The 16,584-nt window shown below is 74.4% G+C and carries 18 protein-coding genes and 1 tRNA gene; 10 read left to right on the top strand and 9 right to left on the bottom strand.

The annotated features are described in order from the left end of the window. Positions 1–97: 97 nt before the first annotated feature. The 6 genes from ACFSHS_RS13195 to ACFSHS_RS13170 form a co-directional block, all read right to left on the bottom strand. Positions 98–1,822 (bottom strand): serine/threonine protein kinase, encoded by a 1,725-nt coding sequence (locus tag ACFSHS_RS13195; RefSeq protein ID WP_376876598.1) that lies wholly within the window; start codon positions 1,820–1,822, stop codon positions 98–100. Beyond that, positions 1,822–3,267, bottom strand: a complete 1,446-nt coding sequence (locus tag ACFSHS_RS13190; RefSeq protein WP_376876595.1) for a peptidoglycan D,D-transpeptidase FtsI family protein — start codon at positions 3,265–3,267, stop codon at positions 1,822–1,824. The genes ACFSHS_RS13195 and ACFSHS_RS13190 overlap by 1 nt, the downstream gene beginning before the upstream one ends. After that, positions 3,264–4,676 carry an FtsW/RodA/SpoVE family cell cycle protein gene (locus ACFSHS_RS13185; protein ID WP_376876592.1) on the bottom strand — a complete coding sequence of 471 codons (1,413 nt, stop codon included), beginning with the start codon at positions 4,674–4,676 and terminating at the stop codon, positions 3,264–3,266. The genes ACFSHS_RS13190 and ACFSHS_RS13185 overlap by 4 nt, the downstream gene beginning before the upstream one ends. After that, a complete protein-coding gene (locus ACFSHS_RS13180; protein ID WP_376876589.1) occupies positions 4,676–6,106 on the bottom strand; it encodes a protein phosphatase 2C domain-containing protein in 1,431 nt (476 codons plus the stop codon). The genes ACFSHS_RS13185 and ACFSHS_RS13180 overlap by 1 nt, the downstream gene beginning before the upstream one ends. A 73-nt stretch (positions 6,107–6,179) precedes the next feature. Continuing rightward, the gene (locus ACFSHS_RS13175) at positions 6,180–6,644 is read right to left on the bottom strand and encodes an FHA domain-containing protein FhaB/FipA (protein WP_376876586.1); all 465 of its coding nucleotides are present in this window, start codon (positions 6,642–6,644) and stop codon (positions 6,180–6,182) included. Between the two features lie 16 nt (positions 6,645–6,660). Further along, positions 6,661–7,488: an FhaA domain-containing protein gene (locus ACFSHS_RS13170; RefSeq protein WP_376876583.1), complete on the bottom strand. Its 828-nt coding sequence runs from the start codon at positions 7,486–7,488 to the stop codon at positions 6,661–6,663. Between the two features lie 209 nt (positions 7,489–7,697). On the opposite strand from ACFSHS_RS13170, the gene ACFSHS_RS13165 reads away from it, so the two are divergent. After that, positions 7,698–7,780, top strand: a tRNA-Leu gene (locus ACFSHS_RS13165). Positions 7,781–7,870: 90 nt separating this feature from the next. Continuing rightward, on the top strand, positions 7,871–8,233 hold the full coding sequence (locus ACFSHS_RS13160) for a hypothetical protein (RefSeq protein WP_376876580.1): 363 nt from the start codon (positions 7,871–7,873) through the stop codon (positions 8,231–8,233). Between the two features lie 27 nt (positions 8,234–8,260). Here ACFSHS_RS13160 and ACFSHS_RS13155 read toward each other — a convergent pair whose 3' ends face one another. From ACFSHS_RS13155 to ACFSHS_RS13145, 3 genes are all read right to left on the bottom strand, one after another. Next, positions 8,261–8,722 (bottom strand): DUF1707 SHOCT-like domain-containing protein, encoded by a 462-nt coding sequence (locus ACFSHS_RS13155; protein WP_376876577.1) that lies wholly within the window; start codon positions 8,720–8,722, stop codon positions 8,261–8,263. Positions 8,723–8,821: 99 nt separating this feature from the next. Then, on the bottom strand, positions 8,822–9,301 hold the full coding sequence (locus ACFSHS_RS13150; RefSeq protein WP_376876574.1) for a pyridoxamine 5'-phosphate oxidase family protein: 480 nt from the start codon (positions 9,299–9,301) through the stop codon (positions 8,822–8,824). Between the two features lie 53 nt (positions 9,302–9,354). Beyond that, positions 9,355–10,518, bottom strand: a complete 1,164-nt coding sequence (locus tag ACFSHS_RS13145; RefSeq protein ID WP_376876571.1) for an acyl-CoA dehydrogenase family protein — start codon at positions 10,516–10,518, stop codon at positions 9,355–9,357. Between the two features lie 90 nt (positions 10,519–10,608). Here ACFSHS_RS13145 and ACFSHS_RS13140 point away from each other — a divergent pair, with 90 nt between their 5' ends. From ACFSHS_RS13140 to ACFSHS_RS13105, 8 genes are all read left to right on the top strand, one after another. Further along, the gene (locus ACFSHS_RS13140) at positions 10,609–11,199 is read left to right on the top strand and encodes a TetR/AcrR family transcriptional regulator (protein WP_376876568.1); all 591 of its coding nucleotides are present in this window, start codon (positions 10,609–10,611) and stop codon (positions 11,197–11,199) included. Next, positions 11,196–11,666 (top strand): GNAT family N-acetyltransferase, encoded by a 471-nt coding sequence (locus tag ACFSHS_RS13135; protein ID WP_376876565.1) that lies wholly within the window; start codon positions 11,196–11,198, stop codon positions 11,664–11,666. Before ACFSHS_RS13140 ends, ACFSHS_RS13135 begins: the two co-directional genes overlap by 4 nt. Positions 11,667–11,761: 95 nt before the next feature. Further along, on the top strand, positions 11,762–12,685 hold the full coding sequence (locus ACFSHS_RS13130; protein ID WP_376876562.1) for an aldose epimerase family protein: 924 nt from the start codon (positions 11,762–11,764) through the stop codon (positions 12,683–12,685). Between the two features lies 1 nt (position 12,686). After that, entirely contained in the window at positions 12,687–13,406 is a 720-nt protein-coding gene (locus ACFSHS_RS13125; RefSeq protein WP_376876559.1) for an MOSC domain-containing protein, read from the top strand. A 15-nt stretch (positions 13,407–13,421) separates the two neighbouring features. Continuing rightward, positions 13,422–13,637, top strand: a complete 216-nt coding sequence (locus ACFSHS_RS13120) for an RNA-binding S4 domain-containing protein (RefSeq protein ID WP_376876556.1) — start codon at positions 13,422–13,424, stop codon at positions 13,635–13,637. A gap of 111 nt (positions 13,638–13,748) precedes the next feature. Beyond that, positions 13,749–14,951 carry a pyridoxal phosphate-dependent aminotransferase gene (locus ACFSHS_RS13115; RefSeq protein ID WP_376876553.1) on the top strand — a complete coding sequence of 401 codons (1,203 nt, stop codon included), beginning with the start codon at positions 13,749–13,751 and terminating at the stop codon, positions 14,949–14,951. After that, positions 14,948–15,721 carry a nitrilase-related carbon-nitrogen hydrolase gene (locus ACFSHS_RS13110; RefSeq protein ID WP_376876550.1) on the top strand — a complete coding sequence of 258 codons (774 nt, stop codon included), beginning with the start codon at positions 14,948–14,950 and terminating at the stop codon, positions 15,719–15,721. Before ACFSHS_RS13115 ends, ACFSHS_RS13110 begins: the two co-directional genes overlap by 4 nt. Positions 15,722–15,798: 77 nt before the next feature. Further along, complete coding sequence (locus tag ACFSHS_RS13105) at positions 15,799–15,972, top strand: hypothetical protein (RefSeq protein ID WP_376876547.1); 174 nt, start codon at positions 15,799–15,801, stop codon at positions 15,970–15,972. Positions 15,973–16,584: the final 612 nt, after the last annotated feature.

The raw sequence follows: 16,584 nt of genomic DNA, 5'->3' as shown, positions 1-16,584 counted from the left end.
CCGGCACCTCGGCGATCGGGGTGTCCGGCGGGCAGGGAGCCGGCGGCGAGCCTATCCGTTCCGCGCGCCCATTCCCGGGAGCCGCGATGGAGCCAGGTCACTGCGCCTCATCGGGCCCGACGGCCCCGTTGTCGTCCGCCGGCGGGTCCACGTCGGGGTCGCCCGTGTCCCCCGGGTCAGCCGGCTCCACCGGCTCGTCGCCCGGCTGCCCTCCGGCGGTCGTGGGGGAGCTGGAGGCCGCGGAGGAGCTGGTGACCGTGGTCTGCGCCGTGGTGGTGGGCGAGGGGGTGGGAGTGGGGGCCGCCGAGGGTGTGGGAACGGCCGACGTGGTGGGTGCGTCCTCCTCGCCTTCCTCGTCGCCGCCGGGCGGGTAGGCCTCCTCGGCGACGAAGAGGGTCACCTCGGTGCCCGGCGCCACCTCGCGGCCCGATGGGTCGAGGGCAGCGACGTCCCCCGCCTCCAGGGGCTGTCCCGCGGCGGCGAGCTGGTCCTCGTCGGCAACCTGGTCGTCGAGGACCACGAGCCCGGCACCCTCCAGCTCCGCCCGGACGGCGTCGGCCGGCCGGCCCACGTACGCGGCCGGGTCGAGCAGGATGGCCGTCGGCCCCGCGGAGGTGCGGGTGGCAGCGGTCGTGCCCCCGGCGGTGCCGCCCTCCTCGTCGTCGCCGCTCCCGAGCAGCAGCCAGGCGCCCCCGCCGAGCAGCAGGACGAGCGCCAGGGCGGCGGCCACCCAGGCCCACGTCCGGCGGTTGCGGCGCCGGCCGGAAGCCGGCTCGTCCTCGGTGTACCAGTCCTCCTCGTCCGCCGGCGGCGCCTGCAGGGGCGGCGTCGGGCCGCCGGGACCGGTCGTGGGGCCCGCCAGGCCGGCTCCGGCGACGGCGGTGGCGCCGGTCGTGGCGATCACCTGGGTGCGTGAGTCGGCCAGCCCACCGCCGGCCACGACCTGGGTGGGCGCCGTCGCCGGACCGGCAAGCGGTGCCAGCGTGCCGCCCGAGGCCACCCGGCGGATCGCCTCGGCGAAGGCGCCGCCGTCGGGGAACCGGTCGGCGGGGTCCTTGGCCAGGGCCCGTTCGATGAGCAACCGGACGGCGGGCGGGATGTGCGCCGGCAGCGGCGGCGGCGGGCGGTTGATGTGGGCCAGGGCGATGGCGACCTGGGAGGCGCCGTCGAAGGGGCGTGAGCCGGTCAGGCACTCGTACCCGACGACCCCGAGCGAGTAGACGTCGGAGGCGGCCGTCACCTCCATCCCCTGCGCCTGCTCGGGGGAGAGGTACTGGGCGGTGCCGACGACCATGCCGGTCCGGGTCAGCGGGGTGGTGTCGCGTGCCTGGGCGATGCCGAAGTCGGTCAGCTTCACCACGCCGTCGGGGCGCACCATCAGGTTGCCCGGCTTGATGTCGCGGTGCACGACGCCCGCCCGGTGCGCCGCGGAGAGCCCGTCGGCGGACTGGCCGAGCACGTGCAGCGTCCAGTCGACGGGGAGCGCGCCCTCCTCGTGCAGGATCGTGACGAGCGGCTGCCCCTCCACGAACTCCATCACGAGGAAGGCGAGCTTCTGGGTGCCGGTGTCGTCGACGGTCTCGCCGTAGTCGTAGACCGAGGCGATGTTCGGGTGCGTCAGGGCCGCGGTGTGCCGGGCCTCGTTGCGGAACCGGGCGAGGAAGCTGGGGTCGCCGGTGAACTCGCTCTTGAGCACCTTCGCGGCGACGATGCGGTCCAGCACCTGGTCGCGGGCCTTCCAGACCTCGCCCATGCCGCCGACGGCGATCGGCGCTGTGATCTCGTAGCGGCCGGCCAGCAGGCTGCCGATGGACAGCGCCATCAGCCCCCCAGCCCGTCGAGGTAGGCCTGCATCACCTGGCGGGCGATCGGGGCGGACCGCTCGCCACCGGTTCCGCCGCCGTTCGCCACGAACACCGCGACGGCGATCTTCGGGTCGTCGGCGGGTGCGAACCCCATGAACCACGTGTGGTCGGGGACGTCCTCGCTCACCTGGGCCGTCCCGGTCTTGCCGGCGACCTGGACGCCCGGGATCCGGGCGGCCCGGCCGGAGCCGTTGGCCACGACGCTGACCATCATCTCGGTCAGCTGGTCGGCGACGTCGGCGGAGACGGGCTCGCGCCACTCCTCCGGCCGGGTGGAGTCGATCACCGTGAGGTCGGGCGCCTGGAGCTCGTCGACCAGGTAGGGCTTCATCTGCACGCCGTCGTTGGCGACCGTCGCGGCGATCAGCGCGGCCTGCAGCGGGGTCATGCGGACGTCCCGCTGCCCGATGGAGGTCTGGGCGAGCGCGGCCTCGTCGGTGATGTCGCCGACCGTGCTGCCCTCCACGCGCAGCGGGATGTCGAACCTCTCGCCGTCCATGCCGAAGGCCTCGGCCATCTCCCGGACGCGGTCCTCGCCGAGGTCCATGCCGAGCTGGGCGAACGCCGTGTTGCAGGAGATGGTGAGGGCCTCGATCAGGGGCTGCTGCCCACTGGGGTCGCAGGCGGTGCCACCGAAGTTGGGGATGGTCCGCGTGCTGTTGGGCAGGGGGAGCTCCCGCGGAGCGGGCACGACGGTCTCCGGCGTGCGCCCGTCCTCGAGGGCGGCGGCGGACACGATCACCTTGAACAGCGAGCCCGGCGGGTAGTTGTCCCCGATGGCGCGGTTGAGCCGCGGGTCGCGCTCGGCCGCCTCCAGCTGCGCCCAGTACTCGCGGATCGCCGCCGGGTCGTGGCTGGACAGCAGGGTGGGGTCGTAGCTCGGTGTGCTGGCCATGCCCAGGATGGCGCCGGTGGTGGGGTCCAGGGCGACGACGGCCCCGGTGACCCCCTCGAGACCGGCCATCGCGGCCTCCTGGACGGCCGGGTCCAGCGTCAGGACGACGTCGCCGCCGGCCGGGTCGCGCCCGGTGAAGAGGTCGGCCAGCCGGCGCAGGGCCAGCCGCCCGTCCGAGCCGGAGAGGATGTCGTTCTGAGCGTGCTCGAGCTGCGAGTTGTTGTAGATCAGCGAGTGGTACCCGGTGACCGCCGCGTACAACTCGCCCTGCGGGTACTGGCGCAGGTACTTCAGCCGGCCGTCCGTCGGCACCGACTCGGCGATCGCGGTGCCGGCGACGACGATCGCGCCGCGCTCCCGGTCGTACTCCGCCGCCAGCACCCGGGTGTTCGACTGGTTGTTGCGCAGCTCGTCGGAGCGCACCACCTGGATGTAGTTGACGTTGACGATCAGCAGCGTGAACAGCACCAGCACGCTGATCGCGACACGGCGCAGCGGGGCGTTCACTGCTGCACCACCTCGGTGGGCGCGTCACCCAGCCGCGGCGGTGCGGCGTGCGGGGTGGCGGGACGGCGGGCGGCGTCGCTGATGCGCACCAGCAGGGCGATCAGGACGAAGTTGGCCACCAGCGACGAGCCGCCGTACGCCAGGAACGGCGTCGTCAGCCCCGTCAGGGGCAGCAGCCCGGTCACGCCCCCGAGGACGACGAAGACCTGCCAGGCGACGGCGAAGGCCAGGCCCGCGGCCAGCAGCTTGCCGAAGGCGTCGCGGACGACCAGCGAGGTCCGCAGGCCGCGCTCGACGAGGATCAGGTAGACCAGGATCACGGCGACCAGGCCGAAGAGCCCGAGCTCCTCGCCCACCGCCGAGGCGATGAAGTCGCTCTTGGCGACGGGCACCTGGTCGGGCCGGCCGCCACCGAGCCCCGCGCCGAAGAGGCCTCCGGTGCCCAGGCCGAACAGCGACTGGACCAGCTGGTAGCCCGCGCCGTCCTGGTAGGCGAACGGGTCCAGCCACGTGTCCACGCGGGCGCGGACGTGACCGAAGATCTGGTAGGCGATGAAGGCGCCGCCCGCGAAGAGCCCGACGCCGATCAGCAGCCAGCTGGAGCGTTCGGTGGCGACGTACAGCATCACCACGAAGATGCCGAACAGCAGCAGCGAGCTGCCCAGGTCGCGCTCGAAGACGAGCACCAGGATCGACAGCACCCAGGCCAGCAGCACGGGCCCCAGGTCGCGGCCGCGAGGCAGCTCGATGCCGGCCACCCGGCGGCTGGCCAGGGCCAGGACGTCGCGCTTGTCGACCAGGTAGGCGGCGAAGAAGACGACGAGGCAGATCTTGGCGAACTCCCCCGGCTGGATGGAGAAGCCGGCCACGCGGATCCAGATCTTGGCCCCGTTCACCTCCGACAGGGAGGCGGGGAGCAGCGCCGGCAGGGCCAGCAGCGCCAGCCCGCCCAGGGCCAGCGTGTAGGCGTACCGGGAGAGGGTGCGGTGGTCGCGGACCACGACCAGGAGCGCGACGAACAGGGCCACCCCGAGCGTCGCCCAGACCAGCTGGACCGGGGCGTCCTCGCGGGTGACGGTGCTGTCGACCTGCTCGGCGGCGAGGTCGAGCCGGTGGATGAAGGTGAGTCCCAGCCCCACCAGCAGGGCCACTGCGGGCAGGAGCAGGGGGTCGGCGTACGGGGCCCACTTCCGGATCACCAGGTGCGCCACCACCCACAGGGCGGTGATCCAGGCGCTGAAGGCGGCCATCTCCGGGCGCAGGGAGCCGGTGATGGTGAGGTCGACCATGCTCTGGGCGACGACGGTGATCAGCACCGCGAAGGCGAGCAGCGCGGCCTCGGTGCCCCGCCGCTTGGGCGGGGCGGACCCCACCGCGGACGCCCGGGGGTCGGTCGTGGGACCGGACATCAGTCGGCCTCCCGGCAGTCCGTACCCGGCTCGGGCGACGCCGTCGGCCGGGCGGACGTGGTCGGTGCCGGATCGCCGCCGTCGGGAACGGATGGCGTCGGCTCGGGGGCGGCCGTGGCTTCGGGCGACGGTGCGACGGGGGGCGGGGCGAAGGGCGACGGGGTGGGCGACGGCGTGGGCGACGCGGTGGGTGAGGGCTGGCTGGAACCGGTGGTCCGGCACAGGGGCAGCCGCTGGTCCCGCAGGGCCTGGAGGATGCGATCGGCGTCGGCCGCGTCGTCGGCGGTGATGCCGCCGCGGACCCGGCTGCGGGCCGCGGGCGTGAGGTCGGTGAGCGCCATGTCCGTCGCCCGGTCCAGCTCGAACAGGTCGAAGCCGACGATGGACACGTCCAGACCGCGGAAGACGGCGACCTGCTCCTCGGGGCCGCTGGCGTCGACACCGACGAACCAGTGGCCGAGGGCCCACACGTACGTACCGACCGCTCCCGCCGCGACCACGACGAGCGCTGCCACCGCCACAAGGAGAAGTCGTAGCGGGCGGCGGCGGGCGGGGGGGCCGCCGCCCGTCGGCGGTGTGGGTGGGGGCGGGGGTGGGGGCTGCGGATCGGCGAGCGCCGCACGGCCGGCGGCCGAGCGGGGGTCGACCTGCCGCTGGCCGACGTTGTCACCGGCGGCGCCGTCGATGACCGGGTCCACCCGGCCGCGGCCGCCGCTGTCCTCGACGACGTCGGCGACGATGACGGTGATGTTGTCGGGGCCACCGCTGCGCAGGGCCAGCTCGATCAGCCGGTCGGCGGTCGACTGCGGGTCGGGGTCCTTGAGGGCCTCGGCGAGGGTCTCCTCGCTGACCACGCCCGAGAGCCCGTCGGAGCACAGCAGGTACCGGTCCCCGGCGCGGGCCTCGCGCATGGAGAGGTCCGGCTCGACGTCCTGCCCGTTGAGGGCGCGCAGCAGCAGGGAGCGCTGGGGGTGGCTGTTGGCCTCCTCCGCGGTGATGCGGCCGTCGTCGATCAAGGTCTGCACGAACGTGTCGTCGTGGGTGATTTGCGACAGCTGCCCGTCGCGCATGAGGTAGGCGCGGGAGTCGCCGACGTGGCAGAGGGCCAGCCGGCCGCCGGCGAAGAGGATCGCCGTCAGCGTCGTCCCCATGCCCTCGAGGTGCGGCGACTCGCGGATGACCTCGCGCAGGTGCTCGCTGCCCTCGAAGACGGCCTGGCGGAGCGCCTGGAGCATGTCCCCCGACGGCGCGTCGTCGTCCAGGTGCTCCAGCGCGGCGATGACCACCTTGCTGGCGACGTCGCCGGCCGCGTGCCCGCCCATGCCGTCGGCCACGGCGAGCAGCCGCGGCCCGGCGTAGACGGAGTCCTGGTTGTTGCCGCGGATCAGCCCGCGGTCCGAGCGCGCCGCATAGCGCAGAACGAGGCTCACGCGTCCACCTCGCCGGCGCTCGGGGGGCGCATGCGCCCGGATGCTGTCCTCTGGGAGGAGCCGACACGCGTGCTCACGTACGCAGCTCCAGGGCAGTCTGCCCGATGCGGATCGGCTGACCGGGACCGACCAGGAGCGGACCCTGCACCCGCTGCTGGTCGAGGTAGGTGCCGTTGGTCGAGCCGAGGTCCTCCACGTACCACTGCCCGCCCCGGTTGGTCAGCCGCGCGTGCCGCGAGCTGGCGAAGTCGTCGGTGAGGACGAGGGTCGAGTCGTCGGCCCGGCCGATCAGGATCGGCTGGTCACCGAGCGTGATCTTGGTGCCGGTCAGCGGGCCGGCGGTCACGACCAGCGTCTTGGGTCCGCGGTGGCCTCGCTTCCTGCGGGTGACCGCGGGGGCCCGGGGAGGAACCGAGGTCACCCGTCCCGCGCGGCCGCCGAACAGGTCCGCCCGCACGACCCGGAAGGCCGCGAAGATGAACAGCCAGAGCAGCAGCAGGAACCCGAAGCGGAAGACCTGCAGGACGATCTCGCTCACGCAGCGATCAGCCCGCTCACCGGGTCTCCTGCCGGTAGACCAGCACGGAGTGCCCGATCCGGATGACGTCCCCGTCGGCCAGAGCCTGGCGGGTGACCCGCCGGCCGTTGACCAGCGTCCCGTTCGTGGACCCCAGGTCCTCGACGGTGGCGGTGCCGCCGTCGAGGACGACGTCGACGTGCTTGCGGCTGACCCCCGTGTCCGGGAGCCGGATGTCGGCCTCGGTGCCGCGGCCGATGACGTTGCGGCCGGTGGACAGCTCGTGCCGGGTCCCCGGGCCGTCGACGACCAGCACGTGGGTGACGCCGGTCCGGTTGCCGGCCCGGCCGACCATGGAGGGGCCCTGCTTGCCGGTGTCGGTGGCGACGCGGCCCCGCAGCGGGGGCAGGGGCGGCAGCGGCGGGTGGCCGGGTGCCGGCGCGCCGCGCGGAGGAGCGGCGACGGCGAGGTCCTCGCGCGCGGGCGGACGGGCCGGGTCGGCGACGTGCGAGCTGACCTCGAAGACGCCCGTCGGGAGTTCGGCGTCCTCCTCGAGCCGCACGGTGACCTTGTCGAAGACCTGGTAGCCCTCGTCGTCGATGTGCTCGGCCACCATGTCGGCGAGCTCCTCGGCCAGCTGGTCCGACCACTGCCCGAGATGCTCGAAATCGGTGCGCCCGAGGCTGACCACGTAGACGTTCGGCACCAGCACGCGACCCTCGCCCATGATCGAGCGCTGCTCGTCGGCCTCGCGCTGGAGGGCCTTCGCGATCTCGGCCGGGTGCACCTTCCCCTTGAAGATGCGGGCGAAGGCGAGCCCCACCATGCCCTCGAGTCGTCGCTCGAAGCGCTGCAGCACGCCCACAGTCGCTCCTTTGCGCTCGCCTGTTCGTCCCGATGTGCCAACCGTGATCGTAGCCGGGTCCCGCACCCGCGACCGGCCAGGAACTCGCCAGCAACTCGCCGAGGCCCCCGCACGCGCCCGGGGAGCCTCCGGAGGAACGGTGTTCCGGGGGCGACGACCCACCCCCCGCCGGAGCCACGGCTTCCGGCTGCTAGTGTCGTCGCTCGCCAGGGCAAGTGGCGGAATGGCAGACGCGCACGGTTCAGGTCCGTGTGTCCGAGAGGACGTGGGGGTTCAACTCCCCCCTTGCCCACCCAGAGCGTGCGGACGAGGTGTCGTGCCGAGCGGAGCGCCGCAGGCGGCCCGCGTTCCCTCCGGCCTGCCGACTGCCGATGACAGGAGCATGCGCTCCCGTTCCGTCGCCATCGCCCTCGTCGCCGCCGTCGCCGGACTGACCGTCTCGGCCGCCCGTCGCCGGCTCGCCGCGCGCCGTCGGCCGCTCGCCACGGCGCCCGCGACCACCGCACCGGTCACCGGCGCGTCCCTCACCGGCGCGCCCCGCACGACTGCACCGGCCGCCGTGGTCCCGGCACGTGACGCCGTCGTCCTGCCGTTCGCGCCGCGAGCGGCGGCCGCGCCGGTCGCCGAGCGTCCCGCGGCGCCGGCCCGCTGCGGGGACAGCGGCGGACGGACGAAGGCCGGGACGCCCTGCGCCGCCCGCGCCACCTCCCAGGGACGCTGCCACCACCACCGCGTGGCCGCCTGAGGGCTGCCGATCGGGCGCCGGTCGGACTCATCCGGGCAGCCGGCGCTGCTCCGGTCCGTCGTCGTCGCCGCGGCCTCGGGTGAACGTCTGCGCGAGCAGCACCGCACCCCAGGGGCCGATGACCCAGATCGGCCAGAAGTAGTGCAGCTCCCAGCTGGCCAGTGACGTCGCGGCCCAGATCGTCACCACGATCAGGGACGTGGTCAGCCACGACCGCCAGGAGTGCGGATCCGCGTCCCAGCCGCCGTGCGTGTCGACCGGTGACGGCGTCGCGCGGGCAGCCGGCGGTGCGGGCCGGGGAGCGGGAACGGTCGCCGGGAGGTCCGCGGTGAGCTGGTCGAGCTCGCCGTAGGTCCTGGCCGCGTACGCCCGCGCCAGCCGCTCGTCGTACTCCTCCACGGTCAGCCGGCCGGCGGACATGTGCTCGCCCAGCAGGGCGGCGACGGCCGCTCGATCGGCGTCGGCCGCGCGCAGGTGGGGCTCGGGCATCACTGCTCTCCTCGTGCGGGGGGCTCCAGTGTGGTCCGCGGGGTCCCGCGGGTCCACCGACCTGCGTTCCCGTGAGCGCCGGGTTCCGCCGGGCGCGCGTCAGGTCCGGGTGGTCCGCGTCAGTCCCCGTCCCGGGCGCCAGGACGAGATCACGAGGGCGTTCTTCTCGTCGTTCAGCGCGGTCAGCACCACCTGGTCGAGGTCGACGCGGAACAGCACGAACGACATCTGCTGCGGCGGGATGCCCGCCGCGGCGGCGAACCGGCTCCGTTCGCCCTCCTCGACGACCTCCGTGGCCCGACCGGACAGCTTGGCGTCGCCGCGCCAGGCCTCGGGTTCGTCGCTGCCGCTGTGCAGGGCGAAGCGGGGATCGCGCCGGAGGTCGGCGAACTTCACCGATCCCGGCATGCCGGCCAGCCACGGTTCACCGGCCACGAACCGCATCTCGATGCCGCTGATGCGCGGCGAGCCGTCGGCCCGCAGCGTGGCCAGGAACTTGTGCCCGTGCGCGTCGAAGGCCGCGCGCACCCGCTCGGCGAACCCGGGTTCCGCGGCGGCGACGTCGGCGAAGGAAGCCATGCCGGCACTGTGCACCCGACCACCGACGAACGGGGCCCGGTCGCTTCCCCGGGTCATCCCACCGCGGGTGCCGCCTCCCGGGCCAGAGCCTTGCCGATCACCATCCGCTGGATCTGGTTGGTGCCCTCGAAGATCTGCATGACCTTCGCCTCGCGCATGTAGCGCTCCGCGGGGTGGTCGCGCGTGTAGCCGGCGCCACCGAGCACCTGGACGGCGTCGGTGGTGACCTTCATCGCCGCATCGGTGGCCACCAGCTTGGCGATGCTGGCCTGCCGCGAGTACGGCTTGCCGGCGTCCTTCCGGCGCGCCGCCACCAGGTACATCGCCCGTGCCGACTCGACCGCGGCGGCCATGTCGGCCAGCAGGAACGCCACGCCCTGGTGCTCCACGATCGGCCGGCCGAACGCCTCGCGTTCCCGGGCGTAACCGACGGCGAGGTCGAGGGCCGACTGGGCGAGCCCGACGGCGACGGCGCTGACCCCCAGCCGGCCCGAGTCGAGCGCGGCCAGGGCGATGGCGAGCCCGCGCCCGCGCTCGCCGACGAGCCGGTCGGCCGGGACCGGCACGTCGTCGAGCCGGATCGCGGCCGTCGTCGACCCGGTGAGCCCCATCTTCTCCTCGGGCCTGGCCGGGGAGAAGCCCGGCAGGTCGGGGGTGAGGTGGAAGCAGGAGATGGCTCGCTCGCCGTCGTCGGGCGTCCGCAGGAAGGTCGCGTAGAAGTCGGCCTGCCCGCCGTGGGTGACCCACGCCTTCTCGCCGTTGGCCAGCCAGCCGTCGTCGCCGGCCCGGGCGCTCGCCCGCATGGCGGCCGGGTCGGAGCCGGCGTGCGCCTCGGAGAGGCAGTAGGCGCCCAGCAGCTGCCCGCCGACCATGTCGGGCAGCAGGTCGCGGCGCTGCGCCTCGGTGCCGAACCGGTCGATCGGGAAGCAGGAGAGCGTGTGCACGCTGACGCCCAGGGCGACGCTCGCCCACCGCGCGGCGAGCTCCTCGACGACCTGCAGGTAGACCTCGTAGGGCTGGCCACCGCCGCCGACGTCCTCGCCGAACGGCAGGCCGAGCAGCCCGGCGTCGCCGAGGAGCCGGAACACCTCGCGGGGGAAACGCTCCTCGCGCTCGTACCGTGCCGCCTTCGGCGCGAGCTCGGCGTCGGCCAGCTCGCGGGTGAGGGCGAGGAGGTCCGAGGCCTCCGGGGTGGGCAGTTCGCGGTCGACCGGCACGGCGCTCCCTCGTCGCGGACAGTACTGCGGACCGTACCGTAGTACTGTGCCGCGTCTCTAGACGATGCTGACCGGCGGGAGGAGGTGCGCATGACCAGCACGCCGCCGGCGATCGACGCGGCACTGACCCGTCGGCAGGCCGAACTGCTCGACCAGCTCGAGGAGCTCTTCCTGGCGGAGGGGTTCGCGCGCTTCACCCTCGAGGACCTCGCCGTCCGCCTGCACTGCTCCAAGAGCACGCTCTACGCGCTCGCCGGCTCCAAGGAGCAGCTGGCCTCCCGGGTGATCCGGCACTTCTTCCGCAAGGCGACGGCGGCCGTGGAGGCGCAGACGGTGAGCGAGACCGACCCGGCCCGGCGGGTCACCGCCTACCTGAGCGCCGTCGCCCGGGCCCTCGCCCCGGCCGGCCCCGCCTTCCACCGCGACCTGGACGCCTTCGGGCCGGGGCGGGAGACCTACGAGCGGAACACCGCGCTGGCGGCCGACCGGGTGCGGGAACTGATCGCCGAGGGCGTCGCGCAGGGACGGTTCCGCGAGGTGCACCCCGCGCTGGTGGCCGACACGGTCACGACCCTCATGCTGCGGATCGGCCGCGGGGAGACCGCCCGTGCCACCGGCCTCGACGACGCCACCGCCTACCGGGAGCTCGCCGCCCTGCTGCTGCACGGGATCACGCTGTGAAGGTCGAGCCGGCGTTCTGGGGCGACGCCGACGTCCAGCGGCTGGCCGCCGACCAGCAGGCCGAGATCCGGGCCCGCTACGGGGGGCAGGAGGAGCCCGGCACCCCGCCGTCGGGGGCCGACGTCGGCGTCGTCGTGGTGGCACGCGACGACGACGGCACCCCGCTCGGCTGCGGCGCGCTGCGCCCGCTCGGGGACGGCGTCGCCGAGGTCAAGCGCATGTACGTGGTGCCGGCCGCCCGCGGCCGGGGTATCTCCCGGGCGGTGCTCGCCGCCCTGGAGGACACCGCCCGGGACCGTGGCTGGACCACGCTGCGGCTGGAGACCGGCCCGATGCAGCCGGAGGCGGTCGGGCTCTACAGCTCCGCCGGCTACCGGCCGATCGAGGCGTTCGGTGCCTACGCCGGGGACCCCGACGCCGCGGACTCGCTGTTCTTCGAGCGGCTGCTGGACGCCCACGCGCGGTGACCCCCGGGGACGGCCCCGTCCGGAGCGGTGCCGATCCACCGGGATGGGCGCGCGGGTGTGATGAGGTGACACGCACGAGCGATCCGGGAGGTCCGATGCCGCCGTCCGCCTGGCCCGAGCCCGGGCCGATCGAGGTGCTGCTGTCCGCGGGCGAGGCGGAGCTGGCCGTCGACCTCCGTGGCGGGGGCATGCGCCGGCTGGCCGTGGGTGCGTGGGAGGTCCTCGACACCTATCCCGCGGGCACGGTCGCCGACGGCTGGCCCGGCTCGGTGCTGCTGCCCTGGCCCAACCGCGTCCGCAACGGGCGGTGGAGGTGGGAGGACCGGGACCTCCAGCTCGACGTCCAGTCGCCGGAGCAGCCCAACGCGCTCCACGGGCTGGTCTGCTGGCAACCGTGGTCGCTGATCGAGGGCGACGGGAGCGACCGGACGGCCACCGTCGCCACGACCGTCGAGCCGCATCCCGGCTATCCCTTCCGCCTCGCGGGCGCCGTCGACTACGCGCTGGCCCCCGACCACCTGTCGGTGACCGTCCGCGTCCGCAACCTCGGGACGGAGCCCGCCCCGTTGGGCGCCGGCATGCACCCCTACCTCTCGGTGGGCGCGGCGTCGGATGGCGACCTCGAGCAGGCCGAGCTCCACCTCCCGGTCCGCACCGCCCTGGAGCTCGACGGTGGTCTGCCCACCGGCGGACGCAGACCGGTCGACGGCGCCGTCGGGCGCATCGGCGACCGCTCCTTCGACGACGCGTTCACCGACCTGGTGCGCGACGACGACGGCTGGGCCCGGACCCGGCTGCGCGGTCCCGCCGGGGAGCTGGAGCTGGCGGTCGACGGCACCTGGCCCTGGCTGCAGGTCTTCAGCGGCGACCAGCTCCCCGCGGGGCGGCGCCGCCGCAGCCTGGCGGTCGAGCCGATGACCTGCCCGCCGAACGCGCTCGCCGACGGGGTCGACCTGCTCGTCCTCGCGCCGGGCGACGAGTGGGCGGGCACCTGGGCGCTCTCGTGGACGGCGCGCTGAGATGCGGGTCCTCGAGCTCTGGCGCTATCCGGTCAAGTCGCTGCAGGGCGAGCGGCTGAGCGAGGCGACGATCGATGCCCTGGGCATCGCCGGTGACCGGCGGTGGGCGCTGTTCGACCGCGACACCGGCCTCGGGCTCACCGCCCGGCGCGTGCCGGGCCTGTTGTTCGGGTCCGCCCGCATCCGCGCGGACGGCGGCGTGGAGGTGGTCCTCCCCGACGGCACGGTCACCACCGATGACGAGGTGCTCTCCGGCTGGCTCGGCCGGCGGGTGGAGCTGCGGGCCGCCACCCAGCAGGGCGACGTGGCCCCGACCTACGAGACCCCGGCGGACGAGGAGGTGCCCGACCCCACGGAGTGGCTGCCGTGGGAGGGCGCGCCCGGTCCCTTCCACGACAGCCCGCGCATCCGGCTCTCCCTCGTGTCGACGGGGACGCTGGGCACCTGGGACCGCCGCCGGTTCCGCGCCAACGTCGTCCTGGACGGCGAGGGCGAGGAACGGCTCCAGGGGCAGGAGGCCGAACTCGGCACGGTCCGGCTGCGGTTCGGCGTCCCCATCGCGCGGTGCGTCATGACCACCCGCCCGCAGCCCGGCGGCATCGCTCGCGACACCTCGGTCCTCAAGACCATCCACCGCGAGCGCGACGGGTTGCTGGCGGTACGGGCCGCCGTCCTGCGGGCGGGGACCGTGCGCACCGGCGACGTCCTCGTACCGGCCTGAGGCGACACTGGTCGCGTGCGCACCATCGCGATCCGCGCCGGCGAGGACAGCATCCGGCTCGGACAGCTGCTCAAGCTCGTCGACGCCGTCCCGACCGGCGCGCAGGTGAAGGACGTGCTCTTCGCCGGCGTCGTCCGGGTCAACGGGGAGCCGGAGGAGCGCCGCGGCCGGCAGCTGCGGCGCGGTGACGTCGTCTCGGTCGAGGGCATGGAGGACGTCCGGATCGGCTGATCCGCCCGGGCCTGCCGCCCCGCCCGTGACGCCGGTTCCACGTGGAACCCGATCCGGCCGATCGGCCGGCGCGGTGCCGCGCCTCCCGGGGCTCCTGCTTGGATGGTCGACGTGACCGGCGTCCCCTACCTCTCGTCCCGGCTCCAGGGGTTCGGGACGACGGTCTTCGCGGAGATGAGCGCGCTGGCCGTCGCCACCGGCTCGGTGAACCTCGGGCAGGGCTTCCCCGACTACCCGGGCCCGCCCGAGGTGCTCGAGGTCGCGCGCGCTGCCATCGGCACCGCCGCCGACCAGTACCCGCCGGGCCCCGGCATCCCCGAGCTGCGGGCCGCCATCGCCAATCACCACCAGCGGTTCACCGGCCTCGGGTACGACCCGGCCGACGAGGTGCTCGTGACGGCGGGGGCGACCGAGGCCCTCACCGCCGCGCTGCTGGCGCTGCTGGACCCCGGGGACGAGGTCGTGCTGTTCGAGCCGATGTACGACAGCTACGCGGCGGCCGTGGCGATGGCCGGCGGCGTCGTGCGTCCGGTGCCCCTGCGGCCGCCGGCCGACGGACACGGACGCTGGTCGTTCGACCGGGCAGACCTCGCCGCGGCCGTCACGCCGCGCACCACGCTGCTGCTGCTGAACACGCCGCACAACCCGACCGGGAAGGTGTTCACCGCCGAGGAGCTGGCGACGCTGGCGTCCCTCGCCGTCGCGCACGACCTGCTCGTCCTGACCGACGAGGTCTACGAGCACCTGGTCTTCGACGGCGCGCGCCACGTCTCCCTGGCGACCCTGCCCGGCATGCGGGACCGGACACTGGTGGTCGGCAGCGCCGGCAAGACGTTCAACGTCACGGGCTGGAAGGTCGGCTGGATCTGCGGACCGGCCGCGCTGGTCTCCGCCGTCCGCACCGCCAAGCAGTTCCTCACCTACGTCAACGGCGGCCCGTTCCAGCCCGCCGTCGCCGCGGGGCTCACCCTGCCCGACGCCTACTTCGCCCGGGCGGCCGAGGACCTGCAGTACCGCCGCGACGTCCTGGTGCGGGGGCTGGCCGAGGCGGGGCTGCCGGTCATCAGCCCGGAGGCCACGTACTTCGCCACGGTCGACGTCCGCCCGGTGCGGCCGGACGGCGACGGGCTGGCCTTCTGCCGCTCGCTGCCCCAGCGAGCCGGCGTCGTGGCCATCCCGACCGTGGTCTTCTACTCGGCCGGGAACGCTGCGCTCGGCCGGCACCTGGTCCGGTTCGCGTTCTGCAAGAGCGACGCCGTGCTCGCGGAAGCGGTCGAGCGGCTCGCGGGGATGAGTGGGAAGGAGTCGGCATGAGGATCGCCGCGGTGCAGCACGACATCGTCTGGGAGGACCGCGAGGCCAACTTCGAGCGGCTCGCGCCCCAGGTCGCCCGGGCGGCCGGCGCGGGCGCGGAGCTGGTGCTGCTCAGCGAGACCTTCAGCACCGGATTCTCGATGACGCCGGGGATCGGCGAGCCCGAGGACGGGCCGTCCGCCCGCTTCCTCGCCGGGCAGGCGGCCGAGCACGGCGTGTGGGTGGGGGGCACCTGCCCCGAGATCGCCCGCGACGGCGGACCGGGGGAGGAGCTCCCCTACAACTCCTTCGTGCTCGCCGGTCCTGACGGCACCACCCACCGCTACCGGAAGCTGCACCCGTTCACGCACGCCGGGGAGCACGAGCGGTTCCGGGCGGGGGAGAAGCCGGTCACGGTGGAGATCGGCGGCCTGCGCGTCACCCCGTTCGTCTGCTACGACCTGCGCTTCGCGAACGTCTTCTGGCAGGCCGCGCCCGAGACCGACGTCTACCTGGTGCCCGCGAACTGGCCCGGCTCGCGCCGCCTGCACTGGCAGACGCTGCTGCAGGCACGCGCCATCGAGAACCAGGCCTACGTCGTCGGCTGCAACCGCGTCGGGACGGCCGGGGACGGCACCGAGCACGTCGGTGACAGCCGCATCGTCAGCCCGATGGGGGAGCTGCTGGCCACGGCCGCCGGCGTCGAGACGATCGTGCTGTCCGACGTGGACCCGGCCGAGGTGGCCGGCGCCCGGGACCGGATGAAGTTCCTTCCCGACCGGCGGGGGTGAGCGCCTGCACCACCCCTCCGGGGGTGGGCTCGGTTGAGACGCCAAGGCTTCGAGCAGTTCCCTCCGATCCCACACACATGAGCATCGGAGGCCCCCGGACGGCGGGCGTCGCCACGCGCCGCTGCTACGGGCGAGCTCTGGCTCACGGGAGCAACGGGCTGCTGCTGCGCGACCAGGCCGAGGACAACGGGACGAAGGTGGACGGCCCGTACACGAGCCGTGAGGGGACGGCGGCCAACGTCCCCAGCTGACGGTGAGCTGGGGCTGACCGGATGTGTGCCATCCCGCCCGTGCAGGCGCCGGCCCCTCGGAGGCGCCGTCGCTTCCGGTTCTACCTCAACGGGCTGGCCATCCAGCTTTCGGCCTTCGCCCTGTCGTTCACCCTGGTCGCCCTGCTCGTGGTCTCCGGCTCCCAGGCGGCCTTGGTCGAGCCCAGCGAGGCGCTCGCCGAGTACGTGCCGATCGGTTCGGGCCCTCCCGAGGAGCCGGACCGGCCCCGCCGCTCGTCCTCGGTCCCGGCGCCGGCGCCCGTCCCGGAGACACCCCCTTCGCCGCTGCCCATTCGTCGTACGCGACCGGGCGCAGGACGTGGACACCGCAGAAGGCCGAGGACGCCCGCGCCTTCCGGTTCGGCCTCTCCCTCCGGAACGACCCGGCATCATCGGGCAGGTCCGTGACGTTCGGCTTCACGTGGGAGAGCCGCGACTGATCCACCGGGCGCCGGGCCGGGGCAGTGAGCCCGTCGGCGTCGCTGGGCGCCCTGGTGGCTGCACCCCCACTCCCCCGGGTCCCGCCCGCGCCCTAGCGTTCCCGTGGTGACCACAGTCGCCGGGGCCAGCCGGCCGGCCACCGCCCACCTCGCG

Source organism: Blastococcus deserti (assembly GCF_042682525.1).
In the GTDB taxonomy this organism is placed as follows: Bacteria; Actinomycetota; Actinomycetes; order Mycobacteriales; family Geodermatophilaceae; genus Blastococcus_B; species Blastococcus_B deserti.
Note: the sequence above shows the minus strand (reverse complement) of the source record. Positions and strands in the feature narration are given on the sequence as shown.